The organism is Methylobacterium phyllostachyos, assembly GCF_900103445.1.
In the GTDB taxonomy this organism is placed as follows: domain Bacteria; phylum Pseudomonadota; class Alphaproteobacteria; order Rhizobiales; family Beijerinckiaceae; genus Methylobacterium; species Methylobacterium phyllostachyos.
The window spans coordinates 182,310-197,705 of sequence record NZ_FNHS01000001.1 but is presented as its reverse complement, the minus strand read 5'-3'; the positions used below and the strand labels follow the sequence as shown (position 1 = coordinate 197,705).

The following is a 15,396-nucleotide window of genomic DNA, read 5'->3' as shown; positions in this document are numbered from 1 at the left end:
TCGCCGGCCCGTCAGGTCAGCGTCCGGGACCCGGACGGCGTCGTGATCCGAGCGGTCCAGCGCGGGCCGTCGCCCTGTATTATCTCCGGAGGCTCTGCCAGCCCGAGCGCAGTGTGAAGCTGCCGCGCGGCGTCCGGATCCGGATGCGTCAGGACGAGCGCGTCGAGCTGAGCCCCGAGATCCGGCATCGTCCGGGCGGGATTGCCACTCTGTCCCCACGCCATCACGCAGGGCGCGGCGCCGTCCGCGAGCCAGGCCCCGTCCGGGCGTAGGCCGAAGCGCCACGACAGGGCGCCGCGGGTCATCGTGGCGGCCTGTCCGAGCAGGTCCGGATGAGCGGCGAGCACGCCGTCAAGATCGTCCGTGCGGACGACGAAGCCGCGCAGCCGCCGGCCCGAATCCCAGTCCGCCCGCACCTTCGTCGGGTCGCTCAAGCCGAACCAGCGGGCGTGGGGTGAGGCAGGGGCTTCCGGATCGACGGCGATCACTTCCAGGAAGATCGCGTCGCCGAGGCGCAGCAGATGGTTGCGGGTGCCCATCTGCCTGTGATGCCCACCCTCCGGCATGGCGAGGCCGAGGCAGTCGTGGACATGCGCCACGCCTTCGGCAAGATCCGGCGCAACGACAACAAGGTGATCGAGGGTCAGCATGCGTATATCAAGTACCGGAAACAGCTAAAATCTCGAATTCGTGCAAATCAATCTGTATGTTACTCTCAATTTAATCAAGAGCGTCCGCATCTGTTCGAAATAGCTGATCGGAAGGCATCTTCCAAGGAAGGATCGAGGTCTCGACTGAAGCGAAGTGCTCGCGTACGATTTCGGAACAGCATCTCTGGGGCTGTGAAAAGTGCTTAAATTCGAGTCTTGTGCTTGGAATGCAGTCAAATGCTGGCGTCATTTACCAGAAGTGCTAAGCGTATACCATTAAAAAGATGGAAAAATCCTCCTGATGTGTCCGTCCCGGAGATTGGAAACACTTTTCGTTGCCTCAATGAACGATGGCAGCGTTATTCCTCATCTTCAATCGATGAGGTGGTGACACCGCATGACGACATGCACTTCGCATCAGACGAGAATTTTGAGGAATACCTGAGGGTTGGCCACTCTGCAGTGAGAATTATTGCCGAGGCTATGCTGTTGGCAGGCCGGTGCGAATTCGGATCGGTGCTCGATCTCCCCTGCGGCGGAGGCCGCGTCACGCGGCATCTAGTCAAGTTCTTGCCCGAAAGTGAGCTATTTGTTGCTGATATAGATGAAAAGAAGGAACAATTTGTTATCGATAGATTTGATGCAAAGAAATTTAATTTTCATAACGATTACAACGGGCACCCTAATCGAGCATTCGACTTGATCTTCTCCGGGTCTCTGTTGACACACTTTGACCAGCCAATGTTCGATCGGGCTTTAAACTACTTCATAGAAGCATTGAGTCCCTCTGGGACTGCTATCGTGACGCTGCACGGGCGCAATTGCGCGAGTCGAGCTTCCTTGCAGTACGAACAGGCGCAGAGACTGCGCGCCGAATATCTAAAGCGGCGTCGACTCAGGAATGCGCTCCTCAGACTTAAATATAGGACTACATTTGACGAAAAATCAGCGATCAACAAAAACTTTATGTGCGACGGCTTCGGGTATTTCGCCTGCCCTCTGTGGTCGAGAATGTACGGCCAAAGCTATGGGGGATCTTACACCGCGCCGTCTTGGACCATCAATAGAATTGAGGCTCGAACCGACTGTCGGATTTTGGGATACAAAGAAATTAGCTTCGGCAATTATCAGGACGTGCTGATCGTCCAGAAAATCTGAAATCGTGGAGACAGTTACGTTTCTATGGCGAAGCTCTGTTGCGGAGTTCGTTGGTGCCGCGTTCGAAGGGGCCGGGCATCGCCCCCGGCCCCTCTCACCTCACAGCGAGTAGTACTGCACGAACTCGATCGGGTGCGGGGTCATCTCGTAGCGCAGCACCTCGGCCATCTTCAGCTCGATGAACGAGTCGATCTGGTCGTCCGAGAACACGCCGCCCTCCTTGAGGAAGGCCCGGTCTTTGTCGAGGCTGGTCAGCGCCTCGCGCAGGGAGCCACACACGGTCGGGATCTTCTTCAGCTCCCGCGGGGGCAGCTCGTAGAGGTCCTTGTCCATGGCCGGGCCGGGATCGATCTTGTTCCGGATGCCATCGAGGCCGGCCATCAGCAGGGCCGAGAAGGCGAGGTAGGGGTTCGCCATCGGGTCGGGGAACCGAACCTCGACGCGCTTGGCCTTCGGGCTCTTGGTCCACGGGATGCGGCAGGAGGCCGAGCGGTTGCGGGCCGAGTAGGCGAGCAGCACCGGCGCCTCGTAGCCCGGCACCAGACGCTTGTACGAGTTGGTCGACGGGTTTGTGAAGGCGTTCAGCGCCTTGGCGTGGCGGATGATGCCGCCGATGTACCAGAGGCATTCCTGAGAGAGGCCGGCGTACTTGTCGCCGGCGAAGACCGGCTGGCCGTCCTTCCAGATCGACTGGTGGACGTGCATCCCCGAGCCGTTGTCGCCGTAGACGGGCTTGGGCATGAAGGTCGCCGACTTGCCGTAGCTCTGCGCGACGTTGTGGATGCAGTACTTGTAGATCTGCATGTGGTCGGCGAGCAGGGTCAGCGTGTCGAACTTCATGCCGAGCTCGTGCTGGGCCGAGGCCACCTCGTGGTGGTGCTTCTCGACCTTCACGCCCATGGATTGCATGGCCGCGAGCATCTCGCCGCGCATGTCCTGCGCCGAATCCTGCGGCGGCACCGGGAAGTAGCCGCCCTTGGTCTGCACCCGGTGGCCGAGGTTGCCGCCCTCGTAATCGGTGAAGCCGTTGGTCGGCAGCTCGGTCGAGTCGAGCTCGAAGCCGGTGCGGTAGGGGTCGGCGCCGAACTTCACGTCGTCGAACACGAAGAACTCGGCCTCGGGGCCGACATAGATCGTGTCGCCGATGCCGGTCTGCTGCAGGTAGGCCTCGGCGCGCTTGGCGGTCCCGCGGGGGTCACGGCCGTAGGGCTCGCCGGTGGCCGGCTCCAGCACGTCGCAGACGATCGACATGGTCGCGGCCGAGAAGAACGGATCCAGGGTGGCGGTCGCCGGATCCGGCATCAGCAGCATGTCGGACTCGTTGATCGCCTTCCAGCCGGCGATCGAGGAGCCGTCGAACATCGTGCCCTCGTCGAAGATCTCCTCGTCGATGAGCGACACGTCGAACGTGACATGCTGCCACTTGCCGCGCGGATCGGTGAACCGGAAGTCCACGTAGCGCACGTCGTTGTCCCGGATCGTCTTCAGCACCTCGGCCGCAGTCGTCATCGTGGGCATCCTCCAGGGATCGCTCGGAAACGCGCTCGCGGCGCGCCCACTCTCAGGCGGGCCGCACCGGCGAGCGGGGCTTGATATCCGTCGCGGGCGCGCGTTGCCACCCGCAGAGCGCGGGAATCGGTGCGGCGGTGGGACGATTGGCGGCCGATGGTGCCGGCTCTCGCATCCGTGATCGCCAAAATCGGCGCTGGATGGGCGTGAGCGGGGCATTGGCGGCGTCCTTGGCACACTCCATGCAAAGGCGGCAGCGGCCGTCTGAGAGGCGGCGAGCCGTTCGCGTTGCCCAGGGGTACCCCGGTCGCGCATCGATACGGACGAGAGAACCGGAATGACCAAATATAAGCTCGAGTACATATGGCTCGACGGGTACACGCCGACCCCGAATCTCCGCGGTAAGACGCAGATCAAGGAATTCGACAGCTTCCCGACCCTCGAGCAGCTCCCGATGTGGGGCTTCGACGGCTCGTCCACGAAGCAGGCCGAAGGCGGCAGCTCCGACTGCATGCTGAAGCCCGTGCGCCACTTCCCCGATCCGGCTCGCAAGAACGGCGTGCTGGTGATGTGTGAAGTGATGATGCCGGACGGCGTGACCCCGCACGAGTCCAACAAGCGCGCGACCATCCTGGACGATCCGGGCGCGTGGTTCGGCTTCGAGCAGGAGTACTTCCTGTACAAGGATGGCCGTCCGCTCGGCTTCCCGGCCTCCGGCTACCCGGCGCCGCAGGGCCCGTACTACACCGGCGTCGGCTACTCGAACGTCGGCGACGTCGCGCGCCAGATCGTTGAGGAGCACCTCGACCTCTGCCTCGACGCCGGCATCAACCACGAGGGCATCAACGCCGAAGTGGCCAAGGGCCAGTGGGAATTCCAGATCTTCGGCAAGGGCTCCAAGAAGGCCGCCGACGAGATGTGGATGGCCCGCTACCTCCTGCAGCGCCTCTGCGAGAAGTACGGCATCGACGTCGAGTACCATTGCAAGCCGCTCGGCGACACCGACTGGAACGGGTCGGGCATGCACTGCAACTTCTCGACCGCCTTCATGCGCGAGCATGGCGGGAAGGCTTACTTCGAGAAGCTCATGGAGGCGTTCAAGAACGCCCGCGAGGACCACATCGCCGTCTACGGTCCGGACAACCACATGCGCCTGACCGGCAAGCACGAGACCGCCTCGATCCACGAGTTCTCGTACGGCGTGGCCGACCGCGGTGCCTCGATCCGCGTACCGCATTCCTTCGTCAACAACGGCTACAAGGGCTACCTTGAGGACCGCCGCCCGAACTCGCAGGGCGACCCCTACCAGATCGCCTCGCAGGTGCTGAAGACGATCTCTTCCGTGCCGACCGAGGCCGCTGCAGCCGCGTAAGACGCGGATCAACCGGAAACAACGAAGCCGGGCCCTCGGGTCCGGTTTCACCGTTTTCGGGGGTCAAGCGCTCTACTCGGCGCCCGGATCGTTGGAAGGGAGTTTCCAACGCGCTGTCCCGCCGTTCAGGACCGGCGCGGACGCTCCTCCTCGCGGATGGCGGCCTCGTGGTACCAAGCGCCGCCGCCGAAACTCGAAACCGACTCGGGCTTCGGCTCCGCGGTCACCCGGGGCATGGCACGCGTTCGCCGGAACGCGGAAAGATCATAGATCTTAGCTGTTTCGCGCGGGTCCATGACGGCCATCGCATATCCTCATGATCGGGTGCAGGCAGTCGATTACATCGACTGTTCCAGAGCATGTGGGATGCGGAATGCAGCGCTCCATGGGGGAAAGCGCCGTTGCCGGACATTCGTGCAGAGCGAAAACTTAGGCAGAGACCGCGGATGCGACCATCCGCCGAGACCCAAGGATCAGATCGCGTCGGTCCCGGTCTCGCCGGTGCGGATGCGGATCGCTTCTTCGATCGTCGACACGAAGATCTTGCCGTCGCCGATGCGGCCGGTCTGGGCCGACTTGCGGATCGCCTCGACGGCACCTTCGACCAGCGCGTCCGACAGCACGATCTCGAGCTTCACCTTCGGCAGGAAGTCGACCACGTACTCGGCGCCCCGATAGAGCTCCGTATGGCCCTTCTGGCGGCCAAAGCCCTTCGCCTCGATGACGGTGATGCCCTGGAGGCCGACCTCCTGAAGCGCCTCCTTCACCTCGTCGAGCTTGAAAGGCTTGATGATCGCTTCGATCTTCTTCATGCCGCCCGGGCCCGCGCTGAAATGTGGCGTATTTCTAACATCCCCGTGACGGGTTCGCCATGCCGATTTCTCGGCTTACCCGGCAAGAATGCCTTATGTCAGCGCGAGGGATGCGCATTCTGTAGGCAATTTTCGATCAGATGCCGAATTTTTCATCGGACCTGGTCGACGCGCGAGCAAGGGTGGAGGGGAACATGCGGTTGCTGACGGTGGCGGCCATGCGGGCGGTCGATGCCGCGGCGATCGCCGGCGGGATTTCGGGCATCACCCTTATGGAGGCGTCTGGGGCCGCGGTTGCGGCTCGGGCACGGGCGCGGTTGCCGACCGGCGGGCGCGCCCTCGTGCTCTGCGGACCCGGCAATAACGGTGGCGACGGCTTCGTGGCCGCGCGCCTCCTGGCAGAGGGCGGCTATGCGGTGGATCTACGGCTGCTCGGCGATCGCGCGGCGCTCACGGGCGATGCTGCCCGGGCGGCCGAAGCCTGGACCGGCCCGATTGAACACGCCGCGTCCACGGCACTGCCATCCTGCGATCTCGTGATCGACGCGCTGTTCGGGGCGGGTCTGTCGCGTGATCTCGACGGTGAGGCCCGCGCACTGGTGGAGGCCGTGAACGCGAGCAGATGTCCCGTCCTCGCGGTCGACGTCCCGAGCGGCATCGACGGCGATACCGGCGCCGTCCGGGGCGCGGCGATCCGGGCGACCGCGACCGTCACTTTCGTCACGCTGAAGCCCGGCCATCTTCTGGAGCCGGGGCGAAGCCTGTGCGGCCAGCTGAGCGTGGCGGATATCGGCACGGGGGCCGCAGCTCTGGAGGAGGGCCTGACCGCCTGCGGTGCGCCGCTCTACCGGAACGGGCCGGACCTCTGGGCGACGATGTTTCCCCGGCTCACCGGGGCCAGTCATAAATATACCCGCGGCCACACTCTGGTGCTGTCGGGCCCCGCCACCAAGACCGGAGCGGCGCGGCTGGCAGCCCGCGGTGCCCTCAGGGTCGGAGCCGGCCTCGTGACGGTCGCCTCGCCGGCAAGCGCCCTAGCTGAGAATGCTGCCCACCTCACGGCGATCATGCTGCGTCCCTGCGAGACCGGTGACGACCTCGACGATCTGCTCACCGACGAACGCCTCAACGTGGTTCTGGCTGGCCCCGGTCTCGGCACCGGCGAGCCGACTCGGGAACGCGTCGCGGTTGCGGCGGCGGCCGGGCGCGGCCTCGTCGTCGATGCCGACGCGCTGACGAGCTTTTCCGGGCAGGCGCGACTCCTCGCCGCGCATCTGGCGGATGGGGATGCGCGGGCCGTACTGACGCCGCATGCCGGCGAGTTCGCGCGGCTGTTCGACGGCACGGAGGCCGTGGCCGAGGGGGCCGACAAGGTTGCCCGCGCGCGCGCAGCGGCGGCCCTGACCGGCGCCGTCGTGGTCTATAAGGGGTCGGACACCGTGATCGCCGAACCGGACGGGCGGGTGGCGATCAATGACCACGGCAGCCCCTATCTCGGCACCGCCGGGTCGGGCGACGTCCTGGGCGGCCTGATTGCCGGCCTCCTGGCCCAGGGCATGCCGCCCTTCGAGGCCGCCGCCGCCGGGGTCTGGCTCCATGGCGATGCCGGCCTGCGCCACGGGCCGGGCCTGATCGCCGAGGACATTCCGGAATTGATGCCTGCGGTCCTCGGCGGTCTGACGGAAGCGGCCCTCAGGTAACCTCGAACATCGTCCAGAGGCCGGTATCGAACCGATCCAGAACCGTGGCGCTGATCAGCCAGCGCCCGGGATTGTCGGCCAGGAAGCCGATTCGAGCGGTCCGGCCTTCGAGCAACTGGAACGTGTCGAGCCAGTAGGGCTCCCAACCGTCATCCAGGGGGTGGAGCAGGCGGAAGCAGTGCCCGTGCAGGTGGAGCGCCTGCGGAAAGGCGGTCTCGTTGCGCAGGGCGAGTACCACCACTTGGCCCCGCTTCACGGCGAAGATTGGCTGAAGGCTGGTGGTGCCGCTGACGCCGTTCACCGACCAGATCTTTTTCGGGTCGCCGGTATAGACCGGATCGGAGCTGGCGCCGTCCTTCTTGTCTTTCGGTACGAACGCCCCGCCGGTGATCACGATGTCGCGGCGCATCGCGTTCTGAAGCTTGATCTCGGCCGGCAGGCGCTTGTTCTCGCCGATCGGGCTGATCGGCGGCCGCTTCTCGGTGATCTTGGGACCCTTGGTGGTGACGCTGGCCAGGATCAGGCCCTTGCCGATCAGCGCGTGGATCCCGCAGGTGGCGCCTTCCTCCTCCGGCAGGTCGACCATCAGGTCGTAGCGGGTGCCGGGTGGGAAGGGCAGGGTGGCCCGCAGCGGCTCGAACGTGTCGGTCGGCTGCCCGTCCACCGCCGCCACGTAGACCTTCACGCCCTCGAACTTGATGCGCGTCGCCCGGGCGTTGCAGGCATTGCCCAGCCGCAGGCGGACCCGGGAGCCGGGGCGGGCCTCGAAGGTATCGGGCACCGGCTTGCCGTTCACGGTGACGAGATTGCCGAGGCGCCCATGGGCCGCGGCGAGCGGCACCTGCCCGAACGGCATGAGCGTGCCGTCGTCGTCCAGCCGCCAATCCTGAAGGATTACGCTGACATCCGCGTCGACGGCCGGCGGGTTCGTCTCCTCGACGACCAGCATTCCGGCGAGGCCGCGGCCCGAGGGCTCGCTGGCGCCGCCGACCACCAGGGGGCGGATGAGGTAGGAGCCGGCATCCGGCGGCGTGAATGCGTAGAGGAAATCGCCACCCGGGGGGATCGGCGCCTGGGTCACGCCGCCGACGCCGTCCATGGCGTTGATGATCCGCACCCCGTGCCAGTGCAGCGACAGGGGCTTGTCGGTCCGGTTCTCGACCTTCAGCCGCACCGGCTGCCCGAGCTTCACCCGGATCGTGGGGGGCAGGGCCTTGCCGTCGAAGCACCAGACCGGCGTCTCCGAGGCTGGCGCCGGCCGGAACCGCGCCTTGCCGGGGGCCGCCGGCAGGGCAGCGGGTTCCGCCTGCGCGGGGGCGGGCGCGGCGGGGGGCGGTGTCTGCGCCCGGCCCATCTGCGGCACGAGACCGAAGGCGGTGGCTGCCGCCAGCAGGGTCCTGCGCGACGGCGCGCCGGCCTGCGAATCGGTCGGCGGCACGGGGCGGGGTGGCGGCATGAGATCTCGGCGGCTTCTCGCGACGGGCCCGCTCCATAGCGGGGTGGCGGCCCCGGCGCCACAGGACAAGTTTTTTGCTGCGGGCTCGCCGGCCCATGCTATAGGGCCCGCTTCCGGCGGCCGGCGATGCGCCGGATGTCGGCGCGCGCGGGCGTGGCGGAACTGGTAGACGCGCTGGATTTAGGTTCCAGTGTCGCAAGACGTGGGGGTTCGAGCCCCTCCGCCCGCACCAGGACGTCTCTGAGGGTGCGGTCCCAGGCGGACCGCCCCGGCTCCGTTCCCGACGTCTCGGCATCCCGGTCTGCACGAGCACGACGCCGGCCTGGCCGGCGACCACAGGTTTTTTGAAGAGCGACGACGACGATGCAGGTGACCGAGATCAACGCCCAGGGCCTGAAGCGCGAGTTTCAGGTTCTTCTGGCCGCCCAGGAACTCGAGGAGCGCCTGACCTCCGAGCTGTCCGGCATGAAGGACAAGGTGCAGCTGAAGGGCTTCCGCCCCGGCAAGGTGCCGGTCGCGCACCTGCGCAAGGTCTACGGCCGCTCCGTGATGGCCGAGGTGGTGCAGAATGCCGTCAACGAGGCCAACCGCAAGATCGTGACCGATAACGGCCTCAAGCTGGCCCTGGAGCCGCAGGTCGAGTTCCCGACCGATCAGGCCGAGGTCGAGAAGGCGCTCGACGCCAAGGGCGACCTCGCCTTCAAGGTGGCCCTGGAGGTGATGCCGAGCTTCGAGCTCGCCGACCTCTCGGACGTCAGCCTGACCAAGCAGGTCGCCAAGCCCTCCGACACGGAGGTCGACGAGGCGCTGGAGCGCATGGCCGGCCAGGGCCGTCCGTTCGCCGAGCGGGAGGAGGGCGCCGAGGCCCAGAGCGGCGACCGCGTCACCATCGACTTCGTCGGCCGGATCGACGGCGAGGAGTTCCAGGGCGGCAAGGGTGAGGGCATCGACCTGGAGATCGGCTCCGGCTCGTTCATCCCGGGCTTCGAGGACCAGCTCGTCGGCGCCAAGGTCGGCGACAAGCGCCTCGTGAAGGTGACCTTCCCGGCCGAGTACGGCGCCGAGCAGCTCGCCGGCAAGGATGCCGAGTTCGACGTGACGGTCACGAAGATCCAGGCTCCGGGCGAGGCCAAGGTCGACGACGAATTCGCCAAGTCCATGGGCATGGAATCGCTGGAAAAGCTCCGCGAGGCCGTGTCCGAGGCGATCGGCCGGGACTTCGAGGCGGCCTCGCGCCGCCGCCTCAAGAAGGACCTCCTCGACGCCCTCGACACCAAGTACGCGTTCGAGCTGCCCCCCTCCCTGGTGGCGCAGGAATTCGCGGCCGTGTGGGCCCAGGTCGAGCAGGACCTCAAGGCCCGGGGCAAGACCTTCGCGGACGAGGACACCACGGAGGAGAAGGCCCAGGCCGAGTACCGCAAGATCGCCGAGCGCCGGGTCCGGCTCGGTCTCGTGCTTGCACAGGTCGGCGAGAGCGCCGATATCAAGGTCTCGGATGACGAGGTGAACCAGGCCCTCATCGCCCGGGTCCGGCAGTTCCCGGGCCAGGAGCAGCAGGTCTGGGACTTCTACCGGAAGAATGCGCAGGCGCTCGCGGAACTCCGCGCGCCCCTGTTCGAGGAAAAGGTGGTTGACCACGTCCTCGGGCAGGTCAAACTCGTCGAGGAGCCCGTCTCGAAAGAGGCGCTTTTCGCAGACGATGATGACGACGACACGACCGGCGACAAGCCGGCAGACAAGGCCAAGGGCGAGTCCGAGACAGACGCCAAGGCCGACTGAGTCCCGCCCTGTCCCCGAGGACGGCGGGCAAGGATTAGGCGATGGTTAAGCATCGCCGGTGTTCGCTGACATGTCCGGGGCTGCCCTGATTCGCGGCAGCCCCGGACCTCACTCTGGGCAGGACGAGATGAGAGATCCGATCGACGTCTACAACAACGCGCTCGTGCCGATGGTCGTCGAGCAGTCGAGCCGCGGCGAGCGCGCCTTCGACATCTACTCCCGCCTGCTCCGCGAGCGGATCATCTTCCTCACCGGGCCTGTGGAGGATTACGGCGCATCGCTGATCGTGGCGCAGCTGCTGTTCCTCGAGGCGGAGAACCCGAAGAAGGAAATTTCCTTCTACATCAACTCCCCCGGCGGCGTGGTCACCTCCGGCCTGTCGATCTACGACACGATGCAGTTCATCCGCTGCCCGGTGACGACGCTCTGCGTCGGCCAGGCCGCCTCGATGGGCTCGCTCCTGCTCACCGCCGGTGAGCCCGGCCACCGCTTCGCCCTGCCGAACGCCCGGATCATGGTCCACCAGCCCTCGGGTGGCTTCCAGGGGCAGGCGACCGACATCCTGATCCACGCCCGCGAGATCGAGGCGCTGAAGCGGCGCCTCAACGAGATCTACGTGAAGCACACGGGCCGCGACTACGACGCGATCCACACGGCGCTCGAGCGCGACAACTTCATGACCGCCGACGCGGCCAAGGAGTTCGGCCTCATCGACGAGGTGATCGAGAAGCGTCCGGAGCCGGCGGCCGCCTGATCGGACCCTGACCCCGGACAGCCGCGGCGTGGCCTTGATCCCGCCGCGGCAGCGTGTTTGCATCCGAGACCGGGCCTACGGTCAAAGACGCGCAGCACACTGTTTCTTTAGGCAGGCCCCCTTATTTTGACAGGATGCGCATTCGCCCCTAGCCGGCCGCGGATGCGAGGAATCGGAGACCGATATGAGCAAGACTGGCGGCAACGACTCCAAGAGCACGCTGTATTGCTCGTTCTGCGGCAAGAGCCAGCACGAGGTCCGCAAGCTGATCGCCGGCCCGACGGTGTTCATCTGCGACGAGTGCGTCGAGCTGTGCATGGACATCATCCGCGAGGAGTCGAAATCCTCGCTGGTGAAGAGCCGCGACGGCGTGCCGACCCCGAAGGAAATCCGTCGCGTCCTCGACGATTACGTCATCGGCCAGGATTTCGCCAAGAAGGTCCTCTCGGTCGCGGTGCACAACCACTACAAGCGGCTGGCGCACGCGACGAAGCACAACGACGTCGAGCTGGCTAAGTCCAACATCATGCTGATCGGGCCGACCGGCTCCGGCAAGACGCTGCTCGCGCAGACGCTCGCCCGGATCCTCGACGTGCCGTTCACCATGGCGGACGCCACGACCCTCACCGAGGCCGGCTATGTCGGTGAGGACGTCGAGAACATCATCCTCAAGCTGCTCCAGGCCTCGGACTACAACGTCGAGCGGGCCCAGCGCGGCATCGTCTACATCGACGAGATCGACAAGATCTCGCGCAAGTCCGACAACCCGTCGATCACCCGCGACGTGTCGGGCGAGGGCGTGCAGCAGGCGCTCCTGAAGATCATGGAGGGCACGGTCGCTTCCGTCCCGCCCCAGGGCGGCCGGAAGCACCCGCAGCAGGAATTCCTGCAGGTCGACACCACCAACATTCTGTTCATCTGCGGCGGCGCCTTCGCGGGGCTGGAGCGGATCATCTCCCAGCGCGGCAAGGGCACCTCGATCGGCTTCGGCGCGACCGTGCAGGCCCCGGACGACCGCCGTACCGGCGAGATCTTCCGCTCGGTCGAGCCGGAGGATCTGCTGAAGTTCGGTCTCATCCCCGAGTTCGTCGGCCGTCTGCCGGTCCTGGCGACGCTGGAGGATCTCGACGAGGCCGCGCTGAAGAAGATCCTGCAGGAGCCGAAGAACGCCCTGGTCAAGCAGTACCAGCGGCTGTTCGAGATGGAGAATGTCGACCTGACCTTCCAGGACGATGCCCTGTCGCTCGTCGCCCGCAAGGCGATCGAGCGGAAGACCGGCGCCCGCGGCCTGCGCTCCATCCTGGAGACGATCCTGCTCGACACGATGTACGATCTGCCGGGCCTCGAATCCGTCGAGCAGGTCGTGATCGGTCCGGAAGTGGTCGAGGGCAAGTCGCGCCCGCTCTACATCCACGGCGACCGCAACAAGGACGCACCCGCCAGCGTCAGCGCGTAAGCGCTTGGTAGGGTTGCATTAAGCGCCCGGCTTCGGCCGGGCGCGCTGCGCGGAACATCTTGAAAACGATGTCCGCCGCAGCCACCTCAGGCTCAGCGCGGTGGCCGCACGCTCCTTCGAGGCGCGGTCCGCGTTACCAGCCGCAAAGTCCCAGAAAGCCCCGACCCTCGCGGCCCGGTCGGCCCCTGGCTGTAGGCGCGCCCCATGCATGGGCGCCGAACCCGGGCGTCCCTGAGAGGAAGTCAGCATGTCACAGTCGAAATCGCGCCAGCCGGTGGTCCCGGGCTCGACAGGCACCTACGCCGTCCTCCCCCTGCGCGACATCGTCGTTTTCCCGCACATGATCGTGCCCTTGTTCGTGGGCCGCGAGAAGTCGATCCGCGCCCTTGAGGAGGCCGTCCGTACGGACCGCCACATCCTGCTCGCCACCCAGATCAACGCGGGCGACGACGATCCGGCGACCGATGCGATCTATAAGATCGGCACCCTTGCCTCCGTGCTCCAGCTTCTGAAGCTGCCCGACGGCACCGTGAAGGTGCTGGTGGAAGGTGTCGGCCGCGCCAAGGTCACGAGCTTCACCCGCTCGGACGAGTACTATGAGGCGACTGCGGAGGCGCTGCACGACGAGCTCGGTGACCGCGTGGAGGCCGAGGCGCTCGCGCGTTCCGTGCTCTCGGAGTTCGAGAACTACGTCAAGCTGAACAAGAAGATCTCGCCCGAGGTCGTCTCCGCCGTGACTCAGATCGACGAGCCGTCCAAGCTCGCTGATACGATCGGCTCGCATCTGCTCGTCAAGATCTCCGACAAGCAGGGCATCCTGGAGACGCCCACGGTGGCGCAGCGCCTGGAGCGCGTGCTGTCGCTGATGGAGAGCGAGATCTCCGTGCTTCAGGTGGAAAAGCGCATCCGGACCCGCGTCAAGCGGCAGATGGAGAAGACCCAGCGCGAGTACTACCTGAACGAGCAGATGAAGGCGATCCAGAAGGAGCTGGGCGACTCCGAGGATGGCCGTGACGAACTGGCCGAACTCGAGGAGAAGATCGAGAAGACCAAGTTCACCAAGGAAGCCCGCGACAAGGCGACGGCCGAGCTGAAGAAGCTGCGCCAGATGTCACCGATGTCGGCCGAGGCGACCGTCGTGCGCAACTACCTTGACTGGATGCTCGGCATCCCGTGGGGCAAGCGCTCGAAGATCAAGAAGGACCTGCTCGGCGCCCAGGCACTGCTGGACGAGGACCATTTCGGCCTCGAAAAGGTCAAGGAGCGGATCGTCGAGTACCTCGCGGTGCAGCAGCGCGCGAACAAGCTCACCGGTCCGATCCTGTGCCTCGTCGGTCCCCCCGGCGTCGGCAAGACCTCGCTCGGTAAGTCCATCGCCAAGGCGACGGGTCGCGAATTCGTCCGGATGTCGCTCGGCGGCGTGCGTGACGAGGCCGAGATCCGCGGTCACCGCCGGACCTATATCGGCTCGATGCCCGGCAAGATCGTGCAGTCGATGCGCAAGGCCAAAACCTCGAACCCGCTCATCCTGCTCGACGAGATCGACAAGATGGGCATGGATTTCCGCGGCGATCCGTCGGCGGCGCTCCTGGAGGTTCTGGACCCTGAGCAGAACAGCACCTTCAACGACCACTACCTGGAGGTGGATTACGACCTCTCGAACGTGATGTTCGTGACCACGGCCAACACCCTCAACATCCCGGGCCCGCTGATGGACCGGATGGAGGTGATCCGCATCGCCGGCTACACCGAAGAGGAAAAGGTCGAGATCGCGCGCAAGCACCTGATCCCGAACGCCCTGAAGAAGCACGGCTTGGGGACACACGAGTGGTCGATCGACGATGATGGCTTGATGATGCTGGTCCGCCGCTACACGCGGGAGGCCGGCGTTCGCAACCTGGAGCGTGAGCTGTCCAACCTGATCCGCAAGGCGGTGAAGGAGATCCTCATCACCAAGACCAAGTCGATCGCGGTGACGCCGGAGAACCTCCCCGTCTTCCTCGGCCCGCCGAAATTCCGCTACGGCGAGATCGACGCGGACGATCAGGTTGGTGTGGTCACGGGGCTGGCCTGGACCGAGGTCGGCGGCGAGTTGCTGACGATCGAAGGCGTCATGATGCCCGGCAAGGGCAAGATGACGGTTACCGGCAACCTGAAGGACGTGATGAAGGAGTCGATCTCGGCGGCAGCGAGCTATGTCCGCTCCCGGGCGATCGATTTTGGGATCGAGCCGCCGCTGTTCGACCGGCGCGACATCCACGTCCACGTTCCGGAGGGCGCAACCCCAAAGGACGGGCCATCGGCCGGCATCGCCATGGCCACCGCGATCATCTCGACGCTGACCGGGATCCCGATCCGCCGCGAGGTCGCGATGACCGGCGAGGTGACGCTCCGCGGCCGGGTCCTGCCGATCGGTGGCCTGAAGGAGAAGCTGCTCGCGGCACTTCGCGGTGGCATCAAGACGGTGCTGATCCCCGAGGAGAACGCCAAGGATATCGCCGAGGTGCCCGACAGCGTGAAGAACGGGCTGGAGATCATCCCGGTCTCGCGGATGGATCAGGTGCTAGAGAAGGCGCTGGTCCGCCAGCCGGTCGCGATCGAGTGGGAAGAGCCGCTGCCCGTGGCCAAGCCCGCCCGAACCGAGGAGGATGGTGCTACCTTCGTGGCGCACTGACCGTATAGCTGATGAGACGGTGACAAGAAGGCCCCCGGGGATTGCCCCGGGGGCTTTTTGCGTTCGACGGCGGGAC

Annotated in this window: 12 protein-coding genes and 1 tRNA gene; 8 read left to right on the top strand and 5 right to left on the bottom strand. The window is 65.7% G+C overall.

Going from position 1 to position 15,396, the window contains the following annotated elements:
• Positions 1 to 11: 11 nt before the first annotated feature.
• On the bottom strand, positions 12 to 650 hold the full coding sequence (locus tag BLQ49_RS00870; RefSeq protein WP_091712536.1) for a VOC family protein: 639 nt from the start codon (positions 648 to 650) through the stop codon (positions 12 to 14).
• A 237-nt stretch (positions 651 to 887) separates the two neighbouring features.
• On the opposite strand from BLQ49_RS00870, the gene BLQ49_RS00865 reads away from it, so the two are divergent.
• The gene (locus BLQ49_RS00865) at positions 888 to 1,808 is read left to right on the top strand and encodes a class I SAM-dependent methyltransferase (protein ID WP_091712534.1); all 921 of its coding nucleotides are present in this window, start codon (positions 888 to 890) and stop codon (positions 1,806 to 1,808) included.
• Positions 1,809 to 1,907: 99 nt separating this feature from the next.
• Here BLQ49_RS00865 and glnA read toward each other — a convergent pair whose 3' ends face one another.
• Complete coding sequence (gene glnA, locus BLQ49_RS00860; protein WP_091712533.1) at positions 1,908 to 3,317, bottom strand: type I glutamate--ammonia ligase; 1,410 nt, start codon at positions 3,315 to 3,317, stop codon at positions 1,908 to 1,910.
• A 337-nt stretch (positions 3,318 to 3,654) separates the two neighbouring features.
• Here glnA and BLQ49_RS00855 point away from each other — a divergent pair, with 337 nt between their 5' ends.
• Positions 3,655 to 4,689, top strand: a complete 1,035-nt coding sequence (locus BLQ49_RS00855; RefSeq protein WP_091712531.1) for a glutamine synthetase beta-grasp domain-containing protein — start codon at positions 3,655 to 3,657, stop codon at positions 4,687 to 4,689.
• Between the two features lie 125 nt (positions 4,690 to 4,814).
• On the opposite strand, the gene BLQ49_RS30690 is transcribed toward BLQ49_RS00855, so the two are convergent.
• Both BLQ49_RS30690 and BLQ49_RS00845 read right to left on the bottom strand, forming a co-directional pair.
• Positions 4,815 to 4,925 carry a DUF2735 domain-containing protein gene (locus tag BLQ49_RS30690; RefSeq protein ID WP_244507379.1) on the bottom strand — a complete coding sequence of 37 codons (111 nt, stop codon included), beginning with the start codon at positions 4,923 to 4,925 and terminating at the stop codon, positions 4,815 to 4,817.
• Between the two features lie 237 nt (positions 4,926 to 5,162).
• On the bottom strand, positions 5,163 to 5,501 hold the full coding sequence (locus BLQ49_RS00845) for a P-II family nitrogen regulator (RefSeq protein ID WP_003600526.1): 339 nt from the start codon (positions 5,499 to 5,501) through the stop codon (positions 5,163 to 5,165).
• A 194-nt stretch (positions 5,502 to 5,695) separates the two neighbouring features.
• On the opposite strand from BLQ49_RS00845, the gene BLQ49_RS00840 reads away from it, so the two are divergent.
• Positions 5,696 to 7,201: an NAD(P)H-hydrate dehydratase gene (locus BLQ49_RS00840; RefSeq protein WP_091712527.1), complete on the top strand. Its 1,506-nt coding sequence runs from the start codon at positions 5,696 to 5,698 to the stop codon at positions 7,199 to 7,201.
• Here BLQ49_RS00840 and BLQ49_RS00835 read toward each other — a convergent pair.
• Complete coding sequence (locus tag BLQ49_RS00835) at positions 7,194 to 8,657, bottom strand: multicopper oxidase family protein (RefSeq protein ID WP_091712525.1); 1,464 nt, start codon at positions 8,655 to 8,657, stop codon at positions 7,194 to 7,196. The genes BLQ49_RS00840 and BLQ49_RS00835 overlap by 8 nt on opposite strands.
• 147 nt (positions 8,658 to 8,804) lie before the next feature.
• On the opposite strand from BLQ49_RS00835, the gene BLQ49_RS00830 reads away from it, so the two are divergent.
• The 5 genes from BLQ49_RS00830 (at position 8,805) to lon (ending at position 15,320) form a co-directional block, all read left to right on the top strand.
• Positions 8,805 to 8,889: transfer RNA gene (locus BLQ49_RS00830), tRNA-Leu, on the top strand.
• Positions 8,890 to 9,020: 131 nt separating this feature from the next.
• Positions 9,021 to 10,436, top strand: a complete 1,416-nt coding sequence (gene tig, locus BLQ49_RS00825; RefSeq protein ID WP_091712523.1) for a trigger factor — start codon at positions 9,021 to 9,023, stop codon at positions 10,434 to 10,436.
• A 127-nt stretch (positions 10,437 to 10,563) separates the two neighbouring features.
• A complete protein-coding gene (locus BLQ49_RS00820) occupies positions 10,564 to 11,190 on the top strand; it encodes an ATP-dependent Clp protease proteolytic subunit (protein ID WP_091712521.1) in 627 nt (208 codons plus the stop codon).
• A 184-nt stretch (positions 11,191 to 11,374) separates the two neighbouring features.
• Positions 11,375 to 12,646 carry an ATP-dependent Clp protease ATP-binding subunit ClpX gene (gene clpX, locus BLQ49_RS00815; protein ID WP_091712519.1) on the top strand — a complete coding sequence of 424 codons (1,272 nt, stop codon included), beginning with the start codon at positions 11,375 to 11,377 and terminating at the stop codon, positions 12,644 to 12,646.
• Between the two features lie 247 nt (positions 12,647 to 12,893).
• Positions 12,894 to 15,320, top strand: coding sequence for an endopeptidase La (gene lon / locus BLQ49_RS00810; protein WP_091712516.1), 2,427 nt, complete (start codon positions 12,894 to 12,896; stop codon positions 15,318 to 15,320).
• Positions 15,321 to 15,396 lie beyond the last annotated feature (76 nt).